Source organism: Winogradskyella psychrotolerans (assembly GCF_018860545.1).
Taxonomy (GTDB): Bacteria; Bacteroidota; Bacteroidia; order Flavobacteriales; family Flavobacteriaceae; genus Winogradskyella; species Winogradskyella psychrotolerans_A.
In genome coordinates, this window is sequence record NZ_JAHKPN010000031.1 from 109,063 (window position 1) to 130,742 (window position 21,680).

General features: G+C 34.5%; 18 protein-coding genes and 2 tRNA genes. 5 read left to right on the forward strand and 15 right to left on the reverse strand.

Features of this window, described 5'->3' with window-relative positions; translation table 11 throughout:
- Positions 1-11: 11 nt before the first annotated feature.
- The gene (locus KO515_RS11265) at positions 12-911 is read left to right on the forward strand and encodes a DnaJ C-terminal domain-containing protein (RefSeq protein ID WP_215936445.1); all 900 of its coding nucleotides are present in this window, start codon (positions 12-14) and stop codon (positions 909-911) included.
- 2 nt (positions 912-913) lie between these two features.
- Positions 914-1,210 (forward strand): chaperone modulator CbpM, encoded by a 297-nt coding sequence (locus tag KO515_RS11270; protein WP_215936446.1) that lies wholly within the window; start codon positions 914-916, stop codon positions 1,208-1,210.
- 6 nt (positions 1,211-1,216) lie between these two features.
- On the opposite strand, the gene KO515_RS11275 is transcribed toward KO515_RS11270, so the two are convergent.
- The 7 genes from KO515_RS11275 to porU form a co-directional block, all read right to left on the reverse strand.
- Positions 1,217-1,900, reverse strand: coding sequence for an SDR family NAD(P)-dependent oxidoreductase (locus tag KO515_RS11275; RefSeq protein WP_215936447.1), 684 nt, complete (start codon positions 1,898-1,900; stop codon positions 1,217-1,219).
- On the reverse strand, positions 1,893-2,846 hold the full coding sequence (locus KO515_RS11280) for a M20/M25/M40 family metallo-hydrolase (RefSeq protein WP_215936448.1): 954 nt from the start codon (positions 2,844-2,846) through the stop codon (positions 1,893-1,895). The genes KO515_RS11275 and KO515_RS11280 overlap by 8 nt, the downstream gene beginning before the upstream one ends.
- A 101-nt stretch (positions 2,847-2,947) precedes the next feature.
- Positions 2,948-4,576, reverse strand: coding sequence for a pyruvate dehydrogenase complex dihydrolipoamide acetyltransferase (locus tag KO515_RS11285; protein WP_215936449.1), 1,629 nt, complete (start codon positions 4,574-4,576; stop codon positions 2,948-2,950).
- A 3-nt stretch (positions 4,577-4,579) separates the two neighbouring features.
- Complete coding sequence (gene pdhA, locus KO515_RS11290) at positions 4,580-5,581, reverse strand: pyruvate dehydrogenase (acetyl-transferring) E1 component subunit alpha (RefSeq protein WP_215936450.1); 1,002 nt, start codon at positions 5,579-5,581, stop codon at positions 4,580-4,582.
- A 111-nt stretch (positions 5,582-5,692) separates the two neighbouring features.
- Positions 5,693-6,175, reverse strand: a complete 483-nt coding sequence (locus tag KO515_RS11295; protein ID WP_215936451.1) for a cytidine deaminase — start codon at positions 6,173-6,175, stop codon at positions 5,693-5,695.
- Between the two features lie 80 nt (positions 6,176-6,255).
- Entirely contained in the window at positions 6,256-7,500 is a 1,245-nt protein-coding gene (gene porV / locus KO515_RS11300) for a type IX secretion system outer membrane channel protein PorV (protein WP_215936452.1), read from the reverse strand.
- Between the two features lie 65 nt (positions 7,501-7,565).
- Complete coding sequence (gene porU / locus KO515_RS11305) at positions 7,566-11,432, reverse strand: type IX secretion system sortase PorU (protein ID WP_215936453.1); 3,867 nt, start codon at positions 11,430-11,432, stop codon at positions 7,566-7,568.
- A 324-nt stretch (positions 11,433-11,756) separates the two neighbouring features.
- On the opposite strand from porU, the gene gldJ reads away from it, so the two are divergent.
- From gldJ to KO515_RS11320, 3 genes are all read left to right on the forward strand, one after another.
- Complete coding sequence (gene gldJ, locus KO515_RS11310; protein ID WP_215936454.1) at positions 11,757-13,436, forward strand: gliding motility lipoprotein GldJ; 1,680 nt, start codon at positions 11,757-11,759, stop codon at positions 13,434-13,436.
- Positions 13,437-13,580: 144 nt separating this feature from the next.
- On the forward strand, positions 13,581-14,861 hold the full coding sequence (locus tag KO515_RS11315; protein ID WP_215936455.1) for a UDP-N-acetylmuramoyl-tripeptide--D-alanyl-D-alanine ligase: 1,281 nt from the start codon (positions 13,581-13,583) through the stop codon (positions 14,859-14,861).
- A gap of 60 nt (positions 14,862-14,921) precedes the next feature.
- Positions 14,922-15,650: a phosphatase PAP2 family protein gene (locus KO515_RS11320; protein WP_215936456.1), complete on the forward strand. Its 729-nt coding sequence runs from the start codon at positions 14,922-14,924 to the stop codon at positions 15,648-15,650.
- Positions 15,651-15,778: 128 nt separating this feature from the next.
- Here KO515_RS11320 and KO515_RS11325 read toward each other — a convergent pair whose 3' ends face one another.
- From KO515_RS11325 to nhaD, 8 genes are all read right to left on the reverse strand, one after another.
- The gene (locus KO515_RS11325) at positions 15,779-16,177 is read right to left on the reverse strand and encodes a VOC family protein (RefSeq protein WP_215936457.1); all 399 of its coding nucleotides are present in this window, start codon (positions 16,175-16,177) and stop codon (positions 15,779-15,781) included.
- A 352-nt stretch (positions 16,178-16,529) separates the two neighbouring features.
- A tRNA-Val gene (locus KO515_RS11330) sits at positions 16,530-16,604 on the reverse strand.
- A 212-nt stretch (positions 16,605-16,816) separates the two neighbouring features.
- Positions 16,817-16,891: transfer RNA gene (locus KO515_RS11335), tRNA-Val, on the reverse strand.
- A 65-nt stretch (positions 16,892-16,956) separates the two neighbouring features.
- Positions 16,957-18,174 (reverse strand): bifunctional folylpolyglutamate synthase/dihydrofolate synthase, encoded by a 1,218-nt coding sequence (locus tag KO515_RS11340; RefSeq protein WP_215936458.1) that lies wholly within the window; start codon positions 18,172-18,174, stop codon positions 16,957-16,959.
- 1 nt (position 18,175) lies between these two features.
- A complete protein-coding gene (locus tag KO515_RS11345) occupies positions 18,176-19,069 on the reverse strand; it encodes an energy transducer TonB (RefSeq protein ID WP_215936459.1) in 894 nt (297 codons plus the stop codon).
- A gap of 53 nt (positions 19,070-19,122) precedes the next feature.
- Positions 19,123-19,515 (reverse strand): ExbD/TolR family protein, encoded by a 393-nt coding sequence (locus KO515_RS11350; protein ID WP_215936460.1) that lies wholly within the window; start codon positions 19,513-19,515, stop codon positions 19,123-19,125.
- A gap of 1 nt (position 19,516) precedes the next feature.
- Positions 19,517-20,212, reverse strand: a complete 696-nt coding sequence (locus KO515_RS11355) for a MotA/TolQ/ExbB proton channel family protein (protein WP_215936461.1) — start codon at positions 20,210-20,212, stop codon at positions 19,517-19,519.
- A 65-nt stretch (positions 20,213-20,277) separates the two neighbouring features.
- Positions 20,278-21,672 (reverse strand): sodium:proton antiporter NhaD, encoded by a 1,395-nt coding sequence (nhaD, locus tag KO515_RS11360; protein ID WP_215936462.1) that lies wholly within the window; start codon positions 21,670-21,672, stop codon positions 20,278-20,280.
- Positions 21,673-21,680 lie beyond the last annotated feature (8 nt).

The following is a 21,680-nucleotide window of genomic DNA, read 5'->3' on the forward strand; positions in this document are numbered from 1 at the left end:
TACTCAAAATTATGGCATTTATTGACTATTACAAGATTCTTGGAGTAGAGAAAACTGCTACCAAAGCCGATATAAAAAAAGCCTACCGAAAATTGGCGAGAAAGTATCACCCGGACTTAAACCCCAACGACAAAGACGCTGAATTACAATTTAAAAAAGTTAACGAAGCTAATGAAGTATTAAGTGACGATGAAAATCGAAAAAAATACGATCAATACGGAGAAAATTGGCAACATGGTGAAGCCTACGAGCAAGCTAGAGAACAGCAGAAACAACAACGTCAGTCTCAACAACACTATCAACATTCGTCAGGCTCTCAAGGTTTTGGAGATGGTGACTACTCCGATTTCTTTGAATCCATGTTTGGAGGTGGGTTTGATAACAGAAGTAGAACTACAAAGTTTAGAGGTCAAGACTTTAATGCGCAATTACAATTAGACCTAAAAGATGTTTATATTATAGAAAAACGCGTATTAACAGTTAATGGAAAAAATATACGCCTAACCATACCTGCCGGAATTACCAATGGTCAAATCATTAAAATAAAAGGTAAAGGTGGAGAAGGTAGAAATGGTGGACCTCATGGAGATTTACTAATAGAATTCATTATTACCAACACTACTGCTTTTAAACGTGACGGATCCAATTTATATAAAACGGTAAATCTCGATTTATACAAAGCGGTTCTTGGAGGAGATGTTACGATTGACACATTTGATGGTAAAGTAAAATTGAATTTAAAACCACTCACACAAAACGGTACTCAAGTAAAACTGAAAGGTAAAGGCTTTCCTGTTTATAAGAAAGATGGACAATTTGGTGATTTGTATATTACCTATAACATTGAATTACCTAAAAAACTGTCCGATAAAGAAAAAGAACTTTTTGAAGAACTGGCAAAATTACAATAGCTATGCAAAACTCACATCTCATACCGTTACCTAGTCTATGTACGCATTACCAAATTGAAATGTCTTTTTTTAATGGATTAAATGACTATGGACTAATTGAATTTATTAGTGTAGAACAGACCTACTGCATACATCAGGACAAAATTGCAGATTTAGAAAAAATGATTCGCTTGCATCAAGATCTTCAACTTAATTTTGAAGGCATCGATACTGTTTTTAACCTTTTAGAAAAAATCGACTATTTGAAATCTGAATTAACACTGACTCAGAATAAACTTAAACGGTTTGAAGACCTCTAAATCGGACTAAGGAGTAGAATTAGAAACCTGCAACACTTTGCCGTTATAATATTTGTTTCCTGTTAAAGCAAAATCTTGAATATATCTCGCCATTTCTATAGCTGTCGTTGGTGCTATGTAGCCAGGAAATGCTTCTTCTAACATTTCGGTTTGTACTGCTCCTAACGCTAATACATTAAATTGTGGTCCCGTTTCCTTAAACTCTTCCGCTAATAATTCGGTCATTGTAATTACAGCTCCTTTACTAGAACTGTAAGCTGATAAGCCTGGGAATTTCATACTGCCTTGAATACCTCCCATGGAGCTAATGGTCACCACATGACTATCACCTTGCATAAATGGTAAAACCGTACGCGTTAATTCTGATACACCAAACACATTGGTTTGGTAAATTTTTTGAAAATCTTTAAAGGTAGTTTCAGCAAACGGTTTGTTAATAATGGCACCCGCATTATTGATTAAAACATCAACATGCTTCCATTCGTTTTTAATAAAGTCGGTTACTTTTTGATAATCAGCATCATTACATAAATCGAATGCAAATGATGAAATATTGTCAAAATGCAGATTCGTTATTGGCTTTGCATTTCGAGATAATGCTAAAACGTTATGACCTAGATTAGCTAATAAATGAACCAATTCAAACCCTATTCCACGACTTGTTCCTGTAACTATTATATTTTTACTCATCATTTAAAACAATTTCCTTAGTTGCTGTATTACTCATTTTCTCTATGCCAGGAATAATCCTATTAATTAAATCTGCCATGTGCTGATAATCCAATTTGTCAGCTTCATCATCAACATGATGATAATAATCGTAATTAGATAAGTCGCAGGACGAAATGGTGTGACAAGGAAGCTTAAATGCATCATAAAATGCGAAATTATCGGATTGTCGGAACAAGTTATACTTTTTTGAAATTTCTGAAAACCCCAGTATATTAGACCCTAAGTACTCATTCATTTTACTCGCCATATTAGATTTACCATAGCCTGTAACGAAAGCAACATAATCTCTATCTACAAAAGGTACACCAATCATTTCCATATTCACCATGCTATAGAGATCTAAATTTTCTGACTTTAATTTCTCTGCCAAGTGTTTAGAGCCTAACAATCCTTTTTCTTCAGCTGAAAAAAATACAAACATCAAACTGCGTTTATTGTTCTTTTTAGCCGCAAAATATTTTGCCATAGCCAAAACAGAACTTGTACCTGCCGCATTATCATTCGCACCATTAGCGATAGAATCATTTTCTACTATTTTCTTTGAAATACCGATATGATCATAGTGCGCACCAATAATGACAAATTCATCTTTTAAAACCGCATCATTGCCTTCTATGACGCCAACAACATTGAAAGCGTCTAATTCACCAACCTTAAATGGGTCTCTATACGTTTCGAAATATGGCTTTACATTATATGACTTTAATTGATTTTCTAAATAATGTGCTGCTTTATCAATACCTTCAGAACCCGTATCTCGACCAATTAATTCATCAGATGCCAAATAAGTCACCATAGATTCTAATTCTGTACTGGTAATGCTAATTGACTCGGACTCAGATTTTACGCTAGTTTTACAGCTATAAATAAGTAATACAATAAAAAATGGGATAAATCTCTTCATAAAATAAATTTGTGTTTAAATATAAAAAATCCTGATTCGAAAAATTATCAAATCAGGATTATATTATTTAGATTCTTGGCTACGCTCAGATTGACATTTTTTTATACTAACATTGTTACTGGGTTTTCAATATACCCTTTTAATGTTTGAAGGAATTGTGCTCCTGTTGCTCCATCTACAGTTCTGTGATCACAAGCTAAGCACAGTTGCATGGTATTACCGACAACAATCTGTCCGTTTTTAACCACTGGTTTTTCAACAATATTTCCAACAGATAAAATAGCTGAATTAGGTTGATTGATAATAGATGTAAAACTATCAATACCAAACATTCCTAAATTAGAAACGGTAAATGTACTACCTTCCATTTCATCTAATGCTAATTTTTTATTTCTAGCTTTACCTGCAAATTCTCTAACAGCGGCACCAATTTGAGGTAAGCTTTGCTCATTCGCAAATTTAACTACAGGTACTAATAAACCATCTGGTACCGCAACTGCTACACCAATATGTACGTGGTTGTTTAGTTGCATTCTATCATCAAACCATTGCGAGTTGACTTGCGGATGTTGCTTTAAAGCTAAAGCACATGCCTTTACAATCATATCGTTGTATGAAATCTTAGTGTCTGGAATAGAATTATACTGCATTCTAAATGCAATCGCGTTCTCCATATCAAACTCCACATTTAAATAATAATGTGGTGCTGTAAATTTGGATTTCGCCAAGTTTTTAGCAATCGCTTTACGCATATTAGAGTTTGGTACCTCATCAAAATCTTCTTGACCAGTGGCAACAAATTTACCGACGGAAGCTCCTTGAGCAGCAGGTGTAAAGTTTTCGATATCTTTCTTTACAATTCTACCGTTTTCGCCTGTTCCTTTAACTTGACTCAAATTAACTCCTTTTTCATCAGCCATTTTTTTAGCTAACGGAGATGCAAAAATACGTCCTGAAGTAGCCGTTTCTTTCGAAACGGAAGGTGCTGCTTTAGGAGCCTCCTTCTTTACGTCTGCTTTCTTAGGTTCTGCTTTTGGAGCCTCTTTTTTAGGTTCTGGTTTTGCTTCTTTTTTAGCTTCACCATTATCTAATTTAAAGTTTTTTGCGATACTAGAGACATCAGTTCCTTCAGGACCAATAATCGCTAATAATGAATCTACCTTAGCCGATTCACCCTCTTCTAAACCAATAAATAATAAGTGTCCTGATTGGAATGATTCAAATTCCATGGTCGCCTTATCCGTTTCTATTTCAGCGAGAATATCTCCTTCTTCAACCTCATCACCAACTTTCTTTAACCATGTGGCAACAGTCCCTTCTTCCATGGTATCACTTAAACGTGGCATGGTCACCACAGTAACTCCTTCTGGTAATTCAGAAGTCTCACTAGGCTCTTCCTCTGAAGATGCTTCAGCTGTACGCTCAGCCACCTCTTCTTTTTCATCAGCTGCTTCAGTAGCACTTCCATTTAAATAGCTAGAAATATCTTCACCTTCATCACCAATAATGGCTAAAAGCGTATCTACTTTTGCGGTTTCACCTTCCTGAATACCAATATGCAATAGCGTTCCTTCGTTAAAAGATTCGAACTCCATAGTTGCTTTATCAGTTTCAATTTCAGCTAAAATATCTCCTTCTTCAACTTTGTCACCAACGTTTTTTAACCAAGAAGCAACTGTTCCTTCCTCCATGGTGTCACTTAAACGTGGCATATTTATTACTTCTGCCATAGCTTACTTAATTTTGTGGTCTATAAATGGGTAATCTTCTTGTTCGTATACAACATCGTACATCACATTCTTTTCAGGATATGGAGACTCATCTGCGAATTTCTCACACTCCGAAACAAGTTGCTTCACTCTCTTATCAATAACTTTTAAATCTGCTTCTGAAGCATATTCATTTTCAAGAATAATATCTTTCACTTGTGTTATTGGGTCAATTTTTTTGTACTCAGCAACTTCATCTTTTGTTCTGTAGTGCTGTGCATCAGACATGGAGTGACCTCTATAACGGTAGGTTTTAACCTCTAAGAACGATGGGCCACCACCTTTTCTTGCACGTTGGATAGCTTCATCAAAAGCTTCAGCAACTTTAATAGGGTTCATACCATCTACTGGTCCTGAAGGCATATCATAGCCAAGACCAAGCTTCCAAACATCTGTATGGTTTGCTGTACGAGCAACCGAAGTTCCCATGGCATAACCGTTGTTTTCACAAACAAATACAACGGGTAAATTCCAAAGCATTGCTAAGTTAAATGTTTCGTGTAATGAACCTTGTCTTGCAGCTCCATCACCAAAACAACAAATCGTTACAGCATCTTTATCGTGATATTTATCACCAAATGCAATACCTGCACCTAAAGGAATTTGTCCACCTACAATACCATGACCACCATAAAAACGATGTTCCTTTGAGAAAATGTGCATAGATCCACCAAGACCTTGCGACGTTCCTGTTGCTTTTCCAAACAATTCAGCCATCACACGCTTCGGGTCAACACCCATACCAATTGGTTGAACGTGATTACGATATGCGGTAATCATTTTGTCCTTGGTTAAATCCATAGCATGTAAAGCACCTGCTAATACCGCCTCTTGTCCATTATATAAATGAAGGAATCCTCTAACTTTTTGTTGAATGTAAACTGCGGCAAGTTTGTCTTCAAACTTACGCCAGAATAACATGTCCTCGTACCACTTTAGGTAAACTTCTTTGGTTATTTTTTGCATTTCTTGATGAGTTCTTTAAATCGAATAACAAAAATAACACTTTAGACAATAATGAAGAAGTAGTATATCGTAAAAAAAAAGAAGATTACTGATTTTTTTTCAACAAATAGCTTATAATACTGAACTTTCAAAAAGAAGTGGTAATAAATTAGCTAAGGAGTTTGATTTTACCACCTTGCCTTGCGCTCCCATGAAGTATATTTCAATGGGTTGATCTTGTTTTATTTCGTATTCTGCAATTGATTGTCGGCAAGCTCCGCATGGCGGAATCGGTTTATCCGTAACTTGGTTTTGAGATGAAGCTGTGATAGCCATTTTTAAAATTTTGGCCTTTGGATATTTTGCACCTGCATAATATATAGCTGTACGTTCTGCACATAAACCAGAAGGAAAGCATGCATTTTCTTGGTTACTTCCGATAACCACAATACTATTATCGAGTAAAATAGCAGCTCCTACATTAAATTTTGAATAAGGTGCATAAGCGTTATCTCTAGCTTCTATTGCAGTATTCATTAAGTTCTGAATGGCTTTAGGAAGCTCGTTCATATCATCATAGACTTGTAATGTGGTTTCTATTTTGACTTCCTTCATAGTTTGCTGTTTATTTTAGACAAAAAAACTATTGCTTTTAATAAACAATAGTTTTTGATATCTCAATTTAGTAATAAATTTTAATATTCATCATATTCTCCATCACCAAAATTAAAGGTTAGAGAAAAACGTAAGGTGTTTTCTAACGGACTCTGAATTTTAGACGCTGAAAATAAATAGGATAGATCGACATTTATAGTTGTGTATTTAAATCCTGCTCCAAGGGCAAAAAACTTACGTGCACCTTTATCATCTGCTTCGTTAAAATATCCTGTTCTAAATGAAAAATTATCTTGATAAGTGTATTCTGCACTCAGTGCCCAAGTAAATTCTCTAAGCTCTTCACTGAAACCTCCTGGAGCATCACTAAACGACTGAAAAACACCATTTAAAAAACTAACATCAGGATCTTGACCTTCCATTATAATATCAGTATCACTAATAGGATTATCATATTCTTCTCCCTCATCGTACATCCCATTTCCATTCTCATCGTCGTAGTTATATTCTTTACCATAAATAGGAGGCGTAGGCACCAAATATTTAGTCACTTCACCTGTTACTGACAGTGTATTATATTGATCAAATATAAAATCAAAACCTGCACCTAATCTTAAATTTGTTGGCTGAAACACATCATTACCACCATCATCATATTTAAATTTCGGACCTAAGTTTTGAATGGCAAAACCAGCTCTCCAACGGCCATTAAAATCATTATAAGCTTCTTCCTCACTTTGGTAATACCCTGTAATATCAGCACCAAATGTGCTTCCTGGTTGTGCATTAGAGTCCACCTGACCAATTCTTAATGCAGATCTCATATAACGCAAGCCTACAGCCATAGAAAACTGATCACCTAGTCGTAAGGTATACGCACCATCAATTGCATACTCATTAGGTTTTACAGCGGTACCTTGATCATTAGCATCTTGAGTTAACACAATTTCCCCTAAAGAAAAATACTTAAGACTTACAGAAAAAGCACTGAAATCATTTATTCTATTAAAATAGGTCACATAACTCAAGGAAATGTCGTTTACCAATCGTGTTAAATAGGGGGTGTATGTTAACCCCACACCTTGCTTCGTTTCAGAAAACACATATTTTGCAGGATTGTATTGTTGTGAAAACCCATCTACAGAAGTTGCAACTCCCATATCTCCTAAAGAAGCCGATCTCGCATCTGGAGCAATTAACATAAAAGGCAAACCTGTGGTGATAACTCTACTATCATTAGAGTTTGGTATTATTACAGTACCATCTTGGGCAAAAGCGTTACCAAGTGTAACAAGAGCCATTAAGGCTATAATCTGTTTCTTCATGTTCTATTTTTGAAATATTAATACCACTTCAATAGTATTAATGCGTTAGCAAATATAATTTATTATTATAGTATGACAAGTTTTTGAATTTTTTCAACTTGTTTATTTAAACGGTTAGATTTTACTTTTAGTTTGTAGACATACACCCCTTTTCCTATTTTATCTCCAAAATCGTCTCTCCCATCCCATACAATGTTTCGAGATAATGAAGAAGAACCATTGGAACAGCATGCGTCAGCACTAGTCTGACCATTTAAAGTCCTTACCAACTTACCACTAATTGTAAAAATTTGAACAGAAACATCTAAAGGTTCTGAACTGTTGTGATTAAACCAGAACTCTGTGTAGCTGACAAACGGATTGGGATAATTTAAAACATTATTAATAATTAATTCTTCATCCTCATCAAAAACCATAAACTGAAATTCTGCCGTAGAAGAATTATTATAAACATCCCATGCTTTTAAAGTCAGCGTATGTAATCCAGGCTCTAAATCTCTAAACGGATACGACACTGTTCCATTTGTATAATCATCCACGTCGGCTTGATAATAGTTATTTAATACTATTGGGTTCGTTTCATCACCATCAATAATAGCTGTTATATCATGTCCAATTCCACTTGCGGTATTAATACCATTTTCATCATGAAGTTTTGCTAATAGAATCGGTGACTCGTTTGTGATACCACCCGAAACAAAGTTTTCATCATTCATATATAGAGTAATAACCGGTCCTATATCATCCGAAGGCGCATCTTCATTAATGCCTCCAATTTCAATATCAAAATTAGAACCAGCTTGGTCAGAAACCGGATTTGTTGTTTGCGCATAAAAACTCACTTTTCCATTACCGACAGGAATACCGATATCTTTTGGCACTATAAAATCGAATTCAAATACCCCATTCACAACACTTGCCTGACCTTTAAAAATGGTCTCTCCTAATGTATTAAAATCCATCACAATAAGCTCTCCATCAGTATCTGTAACTCCATCATTAGCTAAAGTTTGACGTTCAATTTCCTTATCGAAAACGGTAGCAGTTAACGTTCCGTTATAATTAGATAATAAATTACCATTTGCATCCACAACTTCACCGGAGAGTTTAGTGTAGCTCAATGCTTTTAAAACATCTAAGGACTGTGTAATTTCTACATCATTTACCTTTGTTAATCTTATATCTGGTTCAGCAAAGGCGAGTTTCATGGCAGGATCTCCAATAAAAAACACCAATCGTTTTTGACTAGATCCTGATATATTAGCATCTGTTTTGGTCAATCGCAGTGCTTCACCCATAGATACATAATCGCTAGATCCAAAAGCGAATAAATAATCGTCTAAAACTTCATTAAGGGATTCACCTACCGACACTATTATTTGACGTGTTGTAGTAATTAACCCAATAGCACCTCCATTTGTATTCCAAAAGGTATATTCCCCTGCTGTTTCTCGATTAGGATCATCAAACTTGGTATATTCACAAGTTACTGTGATAAACAAATTATACTTACATATATTATTAATGTCTTGAGAATCGATTTTATCAAAGATTCGTTCTTTAGCTATTCCATCTTCACCTCCATGTCCAAAATAATTAACGACTAAAGCTCCAACTTCAATGGCATCCTTTATAGCATCATTTACTTTAGGGTACCTATTTCCTGCAGCTGAAGATTCTTGCTCAAAGGCATCCGAATGTATTTTTATAACATTTAAAAATGGCTTTTCTTCATCTAAAGTCGTTCCTAAATCATCTGTAGTCTGCTGTAGTCGTTGCTCCCAAGCTTCATCCACATCATCAGAAATAAGTAATATATTATTTCTCCAACTCCCATAAGATTCCGGCTGGTAATAACTATTTATTTTATCTACCATCTCTGTAGCACGCTGTAAATCTTCGGCTAAAATTCTACCAACAGCAATATCCATACGATCTGAAGTTGTCATCCCTCCTTCATTATCATCTAGCATGGCGTAAAAATCATCTGAAACAAAAGAGCTTGTTAAACTAAAACTGGTATTGGTGTACCACGAAGGCACTAAGTTGGTGTTATTACTTATTCGGTTTTTATAATCGTAAGAACCATCACCAAATAAACAAAGGTATTTTAAACGCTTACTAGGCGTACTAGCATTATCATAGACATATTTAATAAAATTACGTAATGCTGCAATATCTTGGCTACCTGTGCTAAACTCATTATATACGGTTTGTAAATCAACCACCTTAACATTAAGATCATATTGATCTCTATTAATCTGAGCTAATCGTTCCGCTTGTGATATTAAAATAAATGGAGATAAAATGATGTAATCAATATCTTCAAACTGACCTTCATCGTTGGTAAAAATTGTGCCTTTTAAATTTTGATTCGTAACAGTTGTCCTAGAATCTGTTTTGGGCACATAAACGTTAGCGTTTGAAAAAGCGATATATGTTCTTTCCTCTCCGGATTGCGCTTTAAAGGATAATGTATTTGAATTATCAGAATTTTCAACCGCACTCACACTAAAGCGATCCGTTACATCCCAAATTTCTCTAATATTACTTGCGTTTGCAACATTATATTGTGCAATTCCCGGTGTTGTTATGACGTCCTTATTTTTAAAAACGAGTTGCTCTCCTTCATACCTTAAATCACGAGTGGCTTCAATATTTATATAATCGAGATAAGCATTTGCAGACGGATTTCCACTATTGTTATAATCAAAATCAACCGTAATAACATCCGATGTTATATTTTGTGATTGGTTATAAAGCGCTGACGTTCCTAAAACCGAACCTGTACTTATAGCACTTAAACTTAGATTAGCCACCTGACTACCATTAATTGTAACCTGCATACTTGTCACCACTTCGGATACTGAACCAACAGCTATTCTAAAATCTACAGGAACACTAGTGATCAGGTTTGGAAACTCAAACTCATAAGATCGCTGATTTTCAACATCAAAATCATCACCAAACCAACGTCTACCAAGTTTGGCAAGATTATAGTCATCAACCTCATAAAACTGATAGTCTTGAAAGGTATCAATTTCAATATTAGGTTCAGTGTCTATAGTAGGCATGTCTTGAATTCGTTTACCATCCCCAGAACTTACATTGACATAATAATAAGTCTTATCTGTGTATAAGTTTAAATTTGTATCACTCTCTTCACTATAGGTTTTAGGTCCTTCACCATAAAAAAGAATATAATCTGCATTATCAAAGCTTCCGTCATCCTCTCCAATAAATTTCACGGCATTTTCAACAACATCAAAAGGGTAATTCTCACTATTTTCTAGTGGCAACATACGTCCACCATTTCCATAAATTTTAATCGTTCTCGGATCTATTGAATTGGTATTAACTCCTAAATCATCAATAAAACTTTTAGATAATTTAAATATACCTGAGTCTTCAATATAAAAGCGATACCACTGCCCTGAGCTTAAAACTGAATTTGTAATTTCAGTCACACCCATCACACTATTCGTCAAACGACCTGAAACGACACTATAGTTAACAGTAAATGCTGTAATTTTCTTATAAACACCTCTATCCTTAATAATAGGACTTAATTCAAAGTAGAGACTATATACCCCTCTAGCATTTGTATTATATAAATTATACTTAGGTGCTGTTGGCACAAGTTCTGGGTTGAGGCCTTTTAAATCACTTGAAGAAATGGTCTCGTAAGCAACATTTGTTAGAACAACTGAATTTTCATCAATTTGACTCCCACTACTTTCCCATTGTGCAAAAAAGGTTAAACCGGTATTAGCATCATAATTAAAATGATTCTTATCAAAAGCAGGCACTTCAACCTTACTATAACCAGTATCTAAAGTTTCATAACCATCCCAGTTAATATCAAATTGTTTTTGCTGCCCGAAAGAAAGCATTGTAATTAAGAGAAAAGAGATTAAATAGCAATTTTTCATTGATTCATTTTCGTTTTTAGTCTCAATAAGAATTACAAGATATATCTATATTGTTAATTAACCTTATATTTCCCTATAGAATAACGACGATTAGAGAACGTTATTATGACGACACAATTTTTATTTCAAAAATACAACAATAAATTATTTATAGCCTCGTTATTAAAGGGCAAAATACATCGGTAAATTGAAAAATATCCGTTGTTATGCTCAAAAAAAAGGATGAAATGCACATTTTTTTACATTTAGACGTAAAAAATAGTTGTCAGTTTACCTTTAATTGTTATATTGCGACTCTAAAATTAAACGAGCTTACTTAAACGTATGGATATGAAACATGTCTCAAACCTAAAATTTTTAATAGCAGTAACGCTTTGCGCCACAATTGTGAGCTGTAATCGTTCTTCTAATTCTGGCAACGTAGATAGTGCCACAGGCTGGAAAATCAACGACAAACAAGGTGGTTTTCAGTACAACACCCAATTTAAAGAGCAGGAAACTCCTCCGGGAACTGCATTTGTAGAAGGTGGAACTTTTACAATGGGTAAAGTACAAGATGACCCAATGCACGATTGGAATAACACTCCAAATCAACAGCATATACAGTCATTCTATATGGATGAAACTGAAGTTACTAATGTAAATTATCTATTTTACTTAGATTACTTAAAAAATGTGTACCCACCAGACGATCCTAACTATGCTTTAATATATAAAGGAGCACTTCCTGATACATTAGTATGGAGAAATCGTTTAGGTTATAACGAAATGATGACTGAAAACTATTTACGTCATCCTGGTTATGCAGATTATCCTGTAGTTGGTGTTAGTTGGATCCAAGCAGTTGAATACGCTAATTGGAGAACTGACCGTGTTGCAGAATTATCGTTACAAGAAGCCGGTTATATTAAAAGAGATGCTCAATATACTGACGTAAGCGCAGAAAGTACATTTAGTACAGACACCTATATTAATGCTCCTTCTCAAACTTACGGTGGTAACACTGAAGTATTAGAGGGTGGTCAACGTAGACAACAAACGGATGCAGACGGAAACCCTATTAATGTTTATGCGAATAGAGAATCTGGATTGATTCCTGTTAAATACAGACTACCAACTGAAGCTGAGTGGGAATACGCTGCTTTAGGGATGAGTGAATTACGTCAGTACAACGTTTATAGAGGACGTAAAAAATATCCTTGGGATGGACAATATACAAGATCAGGAAAACGTGTTAACCGTGGAGATCAGTTAGCGAACTTTAAACAAGGTAAAGGTGACTACGGTGGAATCGCAGGTTGGTCTGATGATGGTGCTGATATTACTGCAGAAGTTAAAACATACCAACCTAATGATTACGGTTTATATGATATGGCTGGTAATGTTGCCGAATGGGTAGCTGATGTTTACAGACCTATTGTTGATGATGAATTCAATGATTTTAACTACTATAGAGGTAACGTGTATTCTAAAAACGCAATTAACGAAGATGGTACAGTAAAAATTGTAACTATTGACGAAATTGTTTACGACACATTATCTAATGGTAAAATTATTGCTAGAGATTTACCAGGTGAGATTGCAACAATTCCTGTTGATGAAGAAGAAACCTACTTAAGAACTAACTTCAGTCAAAGTGATAACAGAAACTTTAGAGATGGTGATAAGCGTTCTTCACGTTATTACAGAGAAAGTTTTGATGAATCTGATGGAAGTAAAAGCACAACGAGTAAAATGTACAACTCTCCAAAGCATAAAGTAGAAATGGATTCTACTGATGGAAAAATGATTAGAGAATATGACCAATCTAATAGCAGAACATCATTAATTAACGATGAAGTGAGAGTTTATAAAGGTGGTTCATGGAGAGATAGAGCGTACTGGATTGATCCAGCACAACGCCGCTATTTCCCACAAGACATGGCAACCGACTATATTGGTTTTAGATGTGCTGTTTCAAGAGTAGGATCTAAAAGTGAAGCTGGAGGAAAGAGACGTAATTAAAAAACGTTAAATAATATTTTAAAAAGTCCTGATATATTTATCAGGACTTTTTTATTTTAGACCTATGTAACGAGCCTGTTAAAACAATAACACGACTTCTCGAAGAAAAGCATGTAACAGCTCAAACACACTAAATTCACATTCATGAAAATAGACGATCTCTATCAAAAATTTAAGAGCTGTTCAACCGTATCCACAGACACTAGAAAACTTAAGCAAGACTGTATGTATTTTGCGCTTAAAGGGGATAATTTTGACGGTAATAAATTTGTCTCAAAAGCTTTTGAAGGAGGTGCTAAATTCTGTATTGTAGACGATTCTGATGCCGTTATAAATGATAATTGCCTATATGTTGATGATGTATTAAGTACGCTGCAAAAGCTCGCTACATATCATCGAAATGCGATCAAAATTCCTATTATATCTTTAACAGGCAGCAATGGAAAGACCACAACAAAAGAACTAATCAATGCTGTTTTAAGCACCACTTACAGTGTAAGAGCGACCATTGGAAACCTAAATAACCATATTGGTGTACCTTTAACCTTGTTAAGATTTTCCGAAGATTTAGATTTCGGCATTGTTGAAATGGGAGCTAACCACCAAAATGAAATAGAATTTTTATGTGGTATTGCACAACCCGATTATGGTTTAATTACAAATTTTGGCAAAGCACATCTTGAAGGTTTTGGTAGTGTTGAAGGAGTCATTAAAGCCAAAAGTGAATTATATGATTATTTAAAGCTACACAAAAAAACCGCATTTATAAATGAAGATGATGAAAAGCAAGTTATTCAAATTGGCAACTACACCAATACGGTATCATTTGGCAGTAGCTTAAATAATGAATACACAATTACTTTTGAAAGCGCAAAACCTTATGTTACATTATCACATGATGACGTTAAGATAGAAAGTCAGCTTATCGGTGATTACAATTACAGCAATATAGCCGTTGCCGTTGCTATTGGCAAACACTTTAAAGTATCCACGGCAAATATAAAAAAAGCCATAGAAGCTTATCAGCCCGATAATAACCGATCCGAGATTATTGAAAAAGGAACTACAAAGATTATTCTAGATGCTTATAACGCCAACCCTACAAGTATGATGGCTGCGCTTAAAAATCTAAAGCAATTACGTGCTGAAAACAAATTTCTGTTTCTCGGTGATATGTTTGAATTAGGAACAGAAGCAGAAAAAGAGCATCAGGCTATTGTGAATTTTATTGAATTAAATTTCGGAAAGGGAGTTTATATTATTGGCAAGAATTTCTATAAAACGATTACAAACAATTCTACTCAGAAGTTTTCAAGTTTTGAAGACTTACAACCTATTTTAAAGAATATTAACCTCAACAATTCGACGGTCTTAATTAAAGGCTCTCGTGGCATGGCTTTAGAACGAATTATGAATCATATTTAATTCCGGTATAAATTTCGCTTTGTTTTTAAACAAAAGATTCAAATACAATTTTACAAAACCATGCAAAATGTAATTAAATTAATCATTCACAAATTTAAACAGCTTGTCTTTAAATTATTTAAGAAGCCTAATGATCAATTACCTTATATTTTAATTTCTGTTCTTGCTATACTGATCGTTATTGCTAGCACGTATGTCTTTATTGAGTTAACAAGAAATTTAAAAACCACAACCTTAGCTCAATTCGATACCACTATTACAGACTATATACTTACACAACGAAACCCACCACTTACAAAGTATTTTATAGTCATTACTGATATTGGAGATGTTTATGGTTATCTATTTGTTTTTACACTTTGTAGCTTGGCTTTTATTTTGATTCTAAAGAAATGGACATATGCAGTACAACTTATCGTAGTGATATGCCTGGCATTGAGTTCTAATAGTATTCTAAAAAAATTAATAAATAGATCCCGACCAGAATTAGAACATTTGGTAACCATTGAAACCCTAAGTTATCCCAGTGGACACGCCATGACAGCAATGGCTTTTTATGGTTTTTTAATCTATCTCTTTTATCAATTTAAAATTAATTTAATTGTAAAACTCCTACTTATTCTACTTTTCTCGTTTTTAATAGTTAGTATAGGCATTAGTAGAATTTACCTTGGAGTACATTTTCCCTCAGATATAGTTGGAGGTTACATCGCTGGATTTATTTGGGTTATTCTTTGTGCCCTTATATTTAATATTATTAAAATGTATAGAAAAGAGATTAATGCTTAGTATAGGTTTTATCAGATTTTAAAAAATTACCATAAAATTAAATTTTTAGACTATTGACAGACCATAATAAAACCGTTTGAACATACATTCAAACGGTTTGATATTTTCACTTCTAAAAGCAGTTGTGTTTATTGATTATGATTCACCATCCATCCAATACCGTACTTATCTGTACAGCGACCAAAATAGCCCCATTCTCTTTCTAGATAATTATGATGTACTTGCCCACCTTTTGATAGGGACTCAAAAAGATTTTTCCCTTCAGTATTATCAGAAACTTCAACACTCATATGGATTTGATTACCACTATTAAGTGGTGTGTCTGGTGAAGCATCGTAAGCCATAAAATGAATATGCTTTCCTTTTAACTCAGCATGCTGAAGTTTATTTATATAAGACGCAGGAACGTCTATTTTTTTATCTTCATAAGTCTGACGGTTGATAATATCCGCATCAAATAAATCACTGTAAAATTTTAAGGCTTCTTCACAATTTCCTTGAAACGCTAAATATGCTTGTACTTTCATAATTTTTATAATTTTAATTCAACTATTTTCGAATCTCAATTTAAAATAATCCATAATGACACTTTAGCTGATTTAAAATTTTTAATTGCTCATTTCCATTATGATAAAAAATGAATTCAATTATTCTTAAACAAAAAAAAATCCACACGTACGTGCGGATTTTCTGCTTAATGTGGGTCATACTGGATTATTTACATTGATCCAGAATAAACCCACTTCTGCAAATAGAAAATCTTAATTCGCAACAAAGCGATTTCTATTTTTTTTGGATATAAAACACCTTAAAATCTATGATTTGGGTGTTTTACATCCAAAAAAAATCCACACTTCCGTGTGGATTTTCTGCTTGATGTGGGTCATACTGGATTCGAACCAGTGACTTCCACGTTGTCGACGTGACACTCTGAACCAACTGAGTTAATGACCCTTATTTTTAGTTTAAAAAAACATTTCGAGCCTATCGTAAATTAAAATAGGATTACATACCCCTTTACCAAATCACTCTTTCAAATACAATTCCCAATCGCTTAAGCGATACCAGAAATTTCACCTCCAAAAAAGCAACTCAAACAGTTGCCTTGTTACTTATTTGGAGCTAAAATCCCGATTTACAAAAGTAAACCGGGATTCTTTTTGATGTGGGCGACAAGGGATTCGAACCCCTGACCCCTTGGGTGTAAACCAAGTGCTCTGAACCAACTGAGCTAGTCGCCCTATTTATTAGGACTGCAAATATACTCTAGTTTTTAATATCTCAAAACATTTTTTTTAAAAAAAAATCAAATAATTTCTGCAACCACAAAAGTACTACCCCCAACATAAATCAAATCTGTTACTTTAGCGTTTGATTTTGCGCTAGTTAAAGCATCAACCACACTATTATACGTACGCCCTAGCAACTGATATTTTTTGAATTTATTTTTTAAAATTTCAGCATCTAGACCACGTTGCACATTCGGTTTGCAAAAATAATAGGTAGCATTAATAGGAAGCAAAGGAATTATGCTGTCTAAATCCTTATCATTAACCACCCCAAAAACGATATGAAGTTTGTTGAATGCTTCTTCTTGTAATTGTTTCATTACATAAACTAAACCTTCCTTATTATGAGCTGTATCACAAACAACCTTAGGTTCTGTTCCCAAAACTTGCCAACGACCTTTTAAACCCGTTTGAGCAGTAACATGTAAAAGTCCCATTTTTAAATGTTCTTCAGAAATTTTAAATCCAGATTCTCTTAAAACATGTATGGACTGTAAAACCGTTTTAATATTATGAATTTGATAAGCTCCTTTTAAATCACTTTCTAAAACAGTATCAATAATTTGATCTGCGAAATAAATGGGGGATTCTGCTTCCTTTGCTTTATTCTGAAATACAGCTTTAGTATCAACATGTGTTTCTCCGATAACAACAGGAATATTGTTCTTTATGATGCCTGCTTTTTCGCCAGCAATCTCAACCAGTGTATTTCCTAAAAACTGTGTATGATCAAAACCAATATTGGTAATTACAGATAATTCTGGTGTAATAATGTTTGTAGAATCTAAGCGCCCTCCTAGTCCAACTTCAATAATAGCAATATCAACCTTCTGCTTTGCAAAATAATCGAAAGCCATACCAACAGTCATTTCAAAGAAAGATAAGTGATTTGCTTCTAGAAAGGTTTTATAGCGTTTCACAAAACCAATAACGGATAGCTCATCAATCACTTTACCATTAATACGGATGCGCTCTCTAAAATCTTTTAAATGTGGAGACGTATATAAACCCACCTTATAACCTGCTTCTTGTAAAATAGACGCGAGCATATGGCTTGTAGATCCTTTACCATTAGTGCCACCAACATGAATAGATTTAAAGCGATCTTCCGGATGGTTTAAATGCTTCGCTAAACTAATGGTGTTCGTTAAATCCTTTTTAAAGGCTGAGTTGCCTTTATTTTGATACATTGGAAGTTGTTGAAACATCCAATTCACCGTATCTTGATAATTCATTCTATTGACCTACATCAAAGTTAATACTTACAAAACCAACTTGCTCGACTGGAGCATCAGAATTTGCCGGCCATCTAAATGTCAATGCTGTTTGTTTTGCTGCTTCAAATAAACAACTCGTTCCTGTAGTTCCTTTCTTCCCAGGAAATGCATTGGTAACTTTACCTTGTCTATTGACTCTTACTTCAACAACCACTAAACCTGTTTCTTGGCAGTTTGGAAGCACAATACTATTACTCGGTTTACCTCTACCTCCTAATCCATAGCCAACGCCCCCTTTTCCAGGACCTGAACCTCCAAAATAACTTGGTGCATAAGGATCCCCATCCAATTGCCCTTTATTACCCGCTTTATTATCTGGCCCTTCTCCTCCATCCGTATTACCTTCTGCGTTTTTTACTCCACCAATAAGCGCATCTAATTTTTTCTTTTTCTCAGCTTCTTCCGCGCGTTTCTTTTCTTCAGCTTCACGCTTTTCACGTTCCACTTTTTCTGCTGCGGCTTTCGCTTCAGCTTTGGCTTTCGCTTCTGCTGCTTTCGCCTTTGCCTCTGCTTCTTTTTGCTTTTTAATAGCAATTGCTTCGGCATTGTCTTCAGTCATCACCTCTTCAGCTTGTGTTGCAGCTTCCGCAGGTGCCACTTGGGTTTCTTCTGGGACAACTTCTTCAACAGCACTTTCTTCAACAACTTTATCTTCAACCGCTTTTTTAGGTTCACTTAGTGGTTTGTTTCCACTACCAAAATCTGTAGTTCCAAAATTTACTGCTACACCATATTCTTCTGGCGGATCCATATATTGAGGCCCAACCACAAATAATAGCAACAATAGTATCAAAGTAATAAGTGCTGTGATCTTTGCTGAATTACGTTCGTGTTTGGTCTCTAAATATTTCATCTGTCTTAAATAATTCTATAGGATAGAATAATAGTTTTCAAAAATGATGCCGATTAATTAGGCTGTACAGCCAAAATCACTTTAAATTTATTTCGGTTTGCGATATCCATCACCTTAACTACATTTTCTACAGGAACAGATTTCTCTGCTCGCAATACAATGGTAGGAGATTCTTGTGACTCCATTAAAGCTATTAATTGTGTTTCTAAGACACTTTCGCCAACACGATTCTGATCAATATAATAGGTCAAATCCTTTTTGATACTTACAGCTATTGACTTTTTATTCTCTGTCTTACCACTTGCTTTGGGCAGTAGAATGTCAATAGCATTAGTAGTCACTAAAGTTGACGCAATCATAAAAAATATTAACAGCAAGAATACAATATCCGTCATAGACGCCATATTGAATTCTGGTGTTACTTTATTTCGTCCTCTAATGTTCATATTAGATTGGTTCGTTTAAGTGATCTAAAAATTCAACAGAATTGGCTTCCATTTGGTAAACAACTTTGTTGGTTTTAACCACAATATGATTATACGTGACATAAGCAATAATACCAACTATTAAACCTGCAACGGTTGTAGTCATAGCCGTATATAAACCACCTGCCAGAACATCCATTTGAATGGTTCCTCCTGCATTTGCCAATTCAAAAATTGAAATAATCATACCAACAACAGTTCCCAAGAAACCAATCATTGGTGCCACACCTGAAATGGTTGCTAGTACACTAACATTCTTTTCCAAATTATAGACTTCTAATCGTCCTGCATTCTCAATGGCTGTATTAATATCTTCCAAAGGTTTTCCTATTCTAGTAATTCCTTTTGCAATTAATCTCGAGACTGGTGAGTTTTGTTGTGCGCAGAGCATTTGAGCAGAATCAATTTTACCATTGCTTACATGATCTTTAATTTGATTCATAAAATTTGAATCGACTTTAGACGCTGCTTTTATCGCAAAAATACGCTCGAAATAAATAAATGTGGCCACAATTAAAAGTAAGAACAAAATGATAATAATCACCATTCCTGATGTTCCACCACTTGTAATTAATTCTATAATAGACAACGTTTTTTCTACTGATTCTCCATCAGCTAAAACCTCTACTTCATCTTGGATAGTACTTAATGCTATCATATTTTATAAATTGAAATTATTTTAACTATTTGTATAACGTCTGTTTTGTAACAAAAGTATGTTTACTAAAATATTGTTCTGGTAAACATAAAAACTATTGCTCCTGCTAAAAATCCTAATAATGCTAACCATGATATTTTTTTAAGATACCAAAAGAAATCGATTTTCTCCATTCCCATCGCCACGACACCTGCTGCAGAACCAATGATTAACATACTTCCTCCTGTACCTGCAGAATAAGCAATAAAATGCCACAACTCATTATCGATTGGCTCAGTGAACATCCCTAAACTTGCGGCAACAAGTGGTACATTGTCGATAACCGCAGAACCTGCACCTAAGAGTAATATTACTAAATCTGAAACCCCTTCGTGATGTAATTCCGTTCCTAACATTGGCATACTATCTTGTAGTGTACCTGCAAAACCAAACAAAATACCCAAGGATTCTAGAGCAGCCACTGCCATTAAAATTCCTAAGAAAAATAAAATACTTGGTAATTCTATTTTAGATAACGAATAATGTACTGGACTATGGTGAGCATTTGCATCACTTTCTTCTGAATCGTGGTGCGACATGCTAAATCTAGTGTTGCTATATATTTCTGCAAAAATAGCCACAACTCCTAATGCCAACATCATACCAACGTAAGGTGGCAAGTGTGTAACTGTTTTAAATATAGGAACTGATACAATACCTCCAAGTCCTAAATATAACATTGTAGAACTATATTTACTTCTTGGCTTATCATTTTCATCTTCTTCAGACTCAATTTTTCCTTTAAAAGCTGGTAATAAAGACGCTATAAAGGTAGGCAGTAGCATACATATTAGTGATGGTAAAAATAAATACACAAACAAATGACCAGAAGTCACTTTCTTACCAATCCAAAGCATGGTCGTTGTCACATCTCCAATTGGAGACCAAGCACCACCTGCATTTGCAGCAATAATAATTAAACCTGCATACCAAATACGAACATCTCTATCGTTAATCAATTTTTGTAAGATTGAAATTAACACGATAGTTGCAGTTAGGTTATCAATTATAGCTGAAAGAAAGAATGCCAAGAAGCCAAAAACCCAAAGAATTTTTCGTTTACTTTTTGTCTTTATAAAGCCTTTGATTGTTGAAAATCCATCAAAATAATCAATGATTTCAACTATAGTCATTGCGCCAAGTAAGAATACTAGTATTTCAGCTGTTTTACCTAAATGATGAAGTAAGGTCTCTTCCATTAAGTGCATTTTGTCTTCATGCGGAAGTAGACCAAAATTATCCATTAAATGATGCTTTGCCGAATCAAACCATTGGGTAAAGTCATCAATGCCTAATGATATTAATGCCCAACTGATAGCCATCATGACTAACGCAGGAATTAATTTGTCTATTTTAATATTGTGTTCTAAAGTAATGGCTAAATAACCAATGACGAATACAAGTATTATTATTGTTTCCATATTTAAAT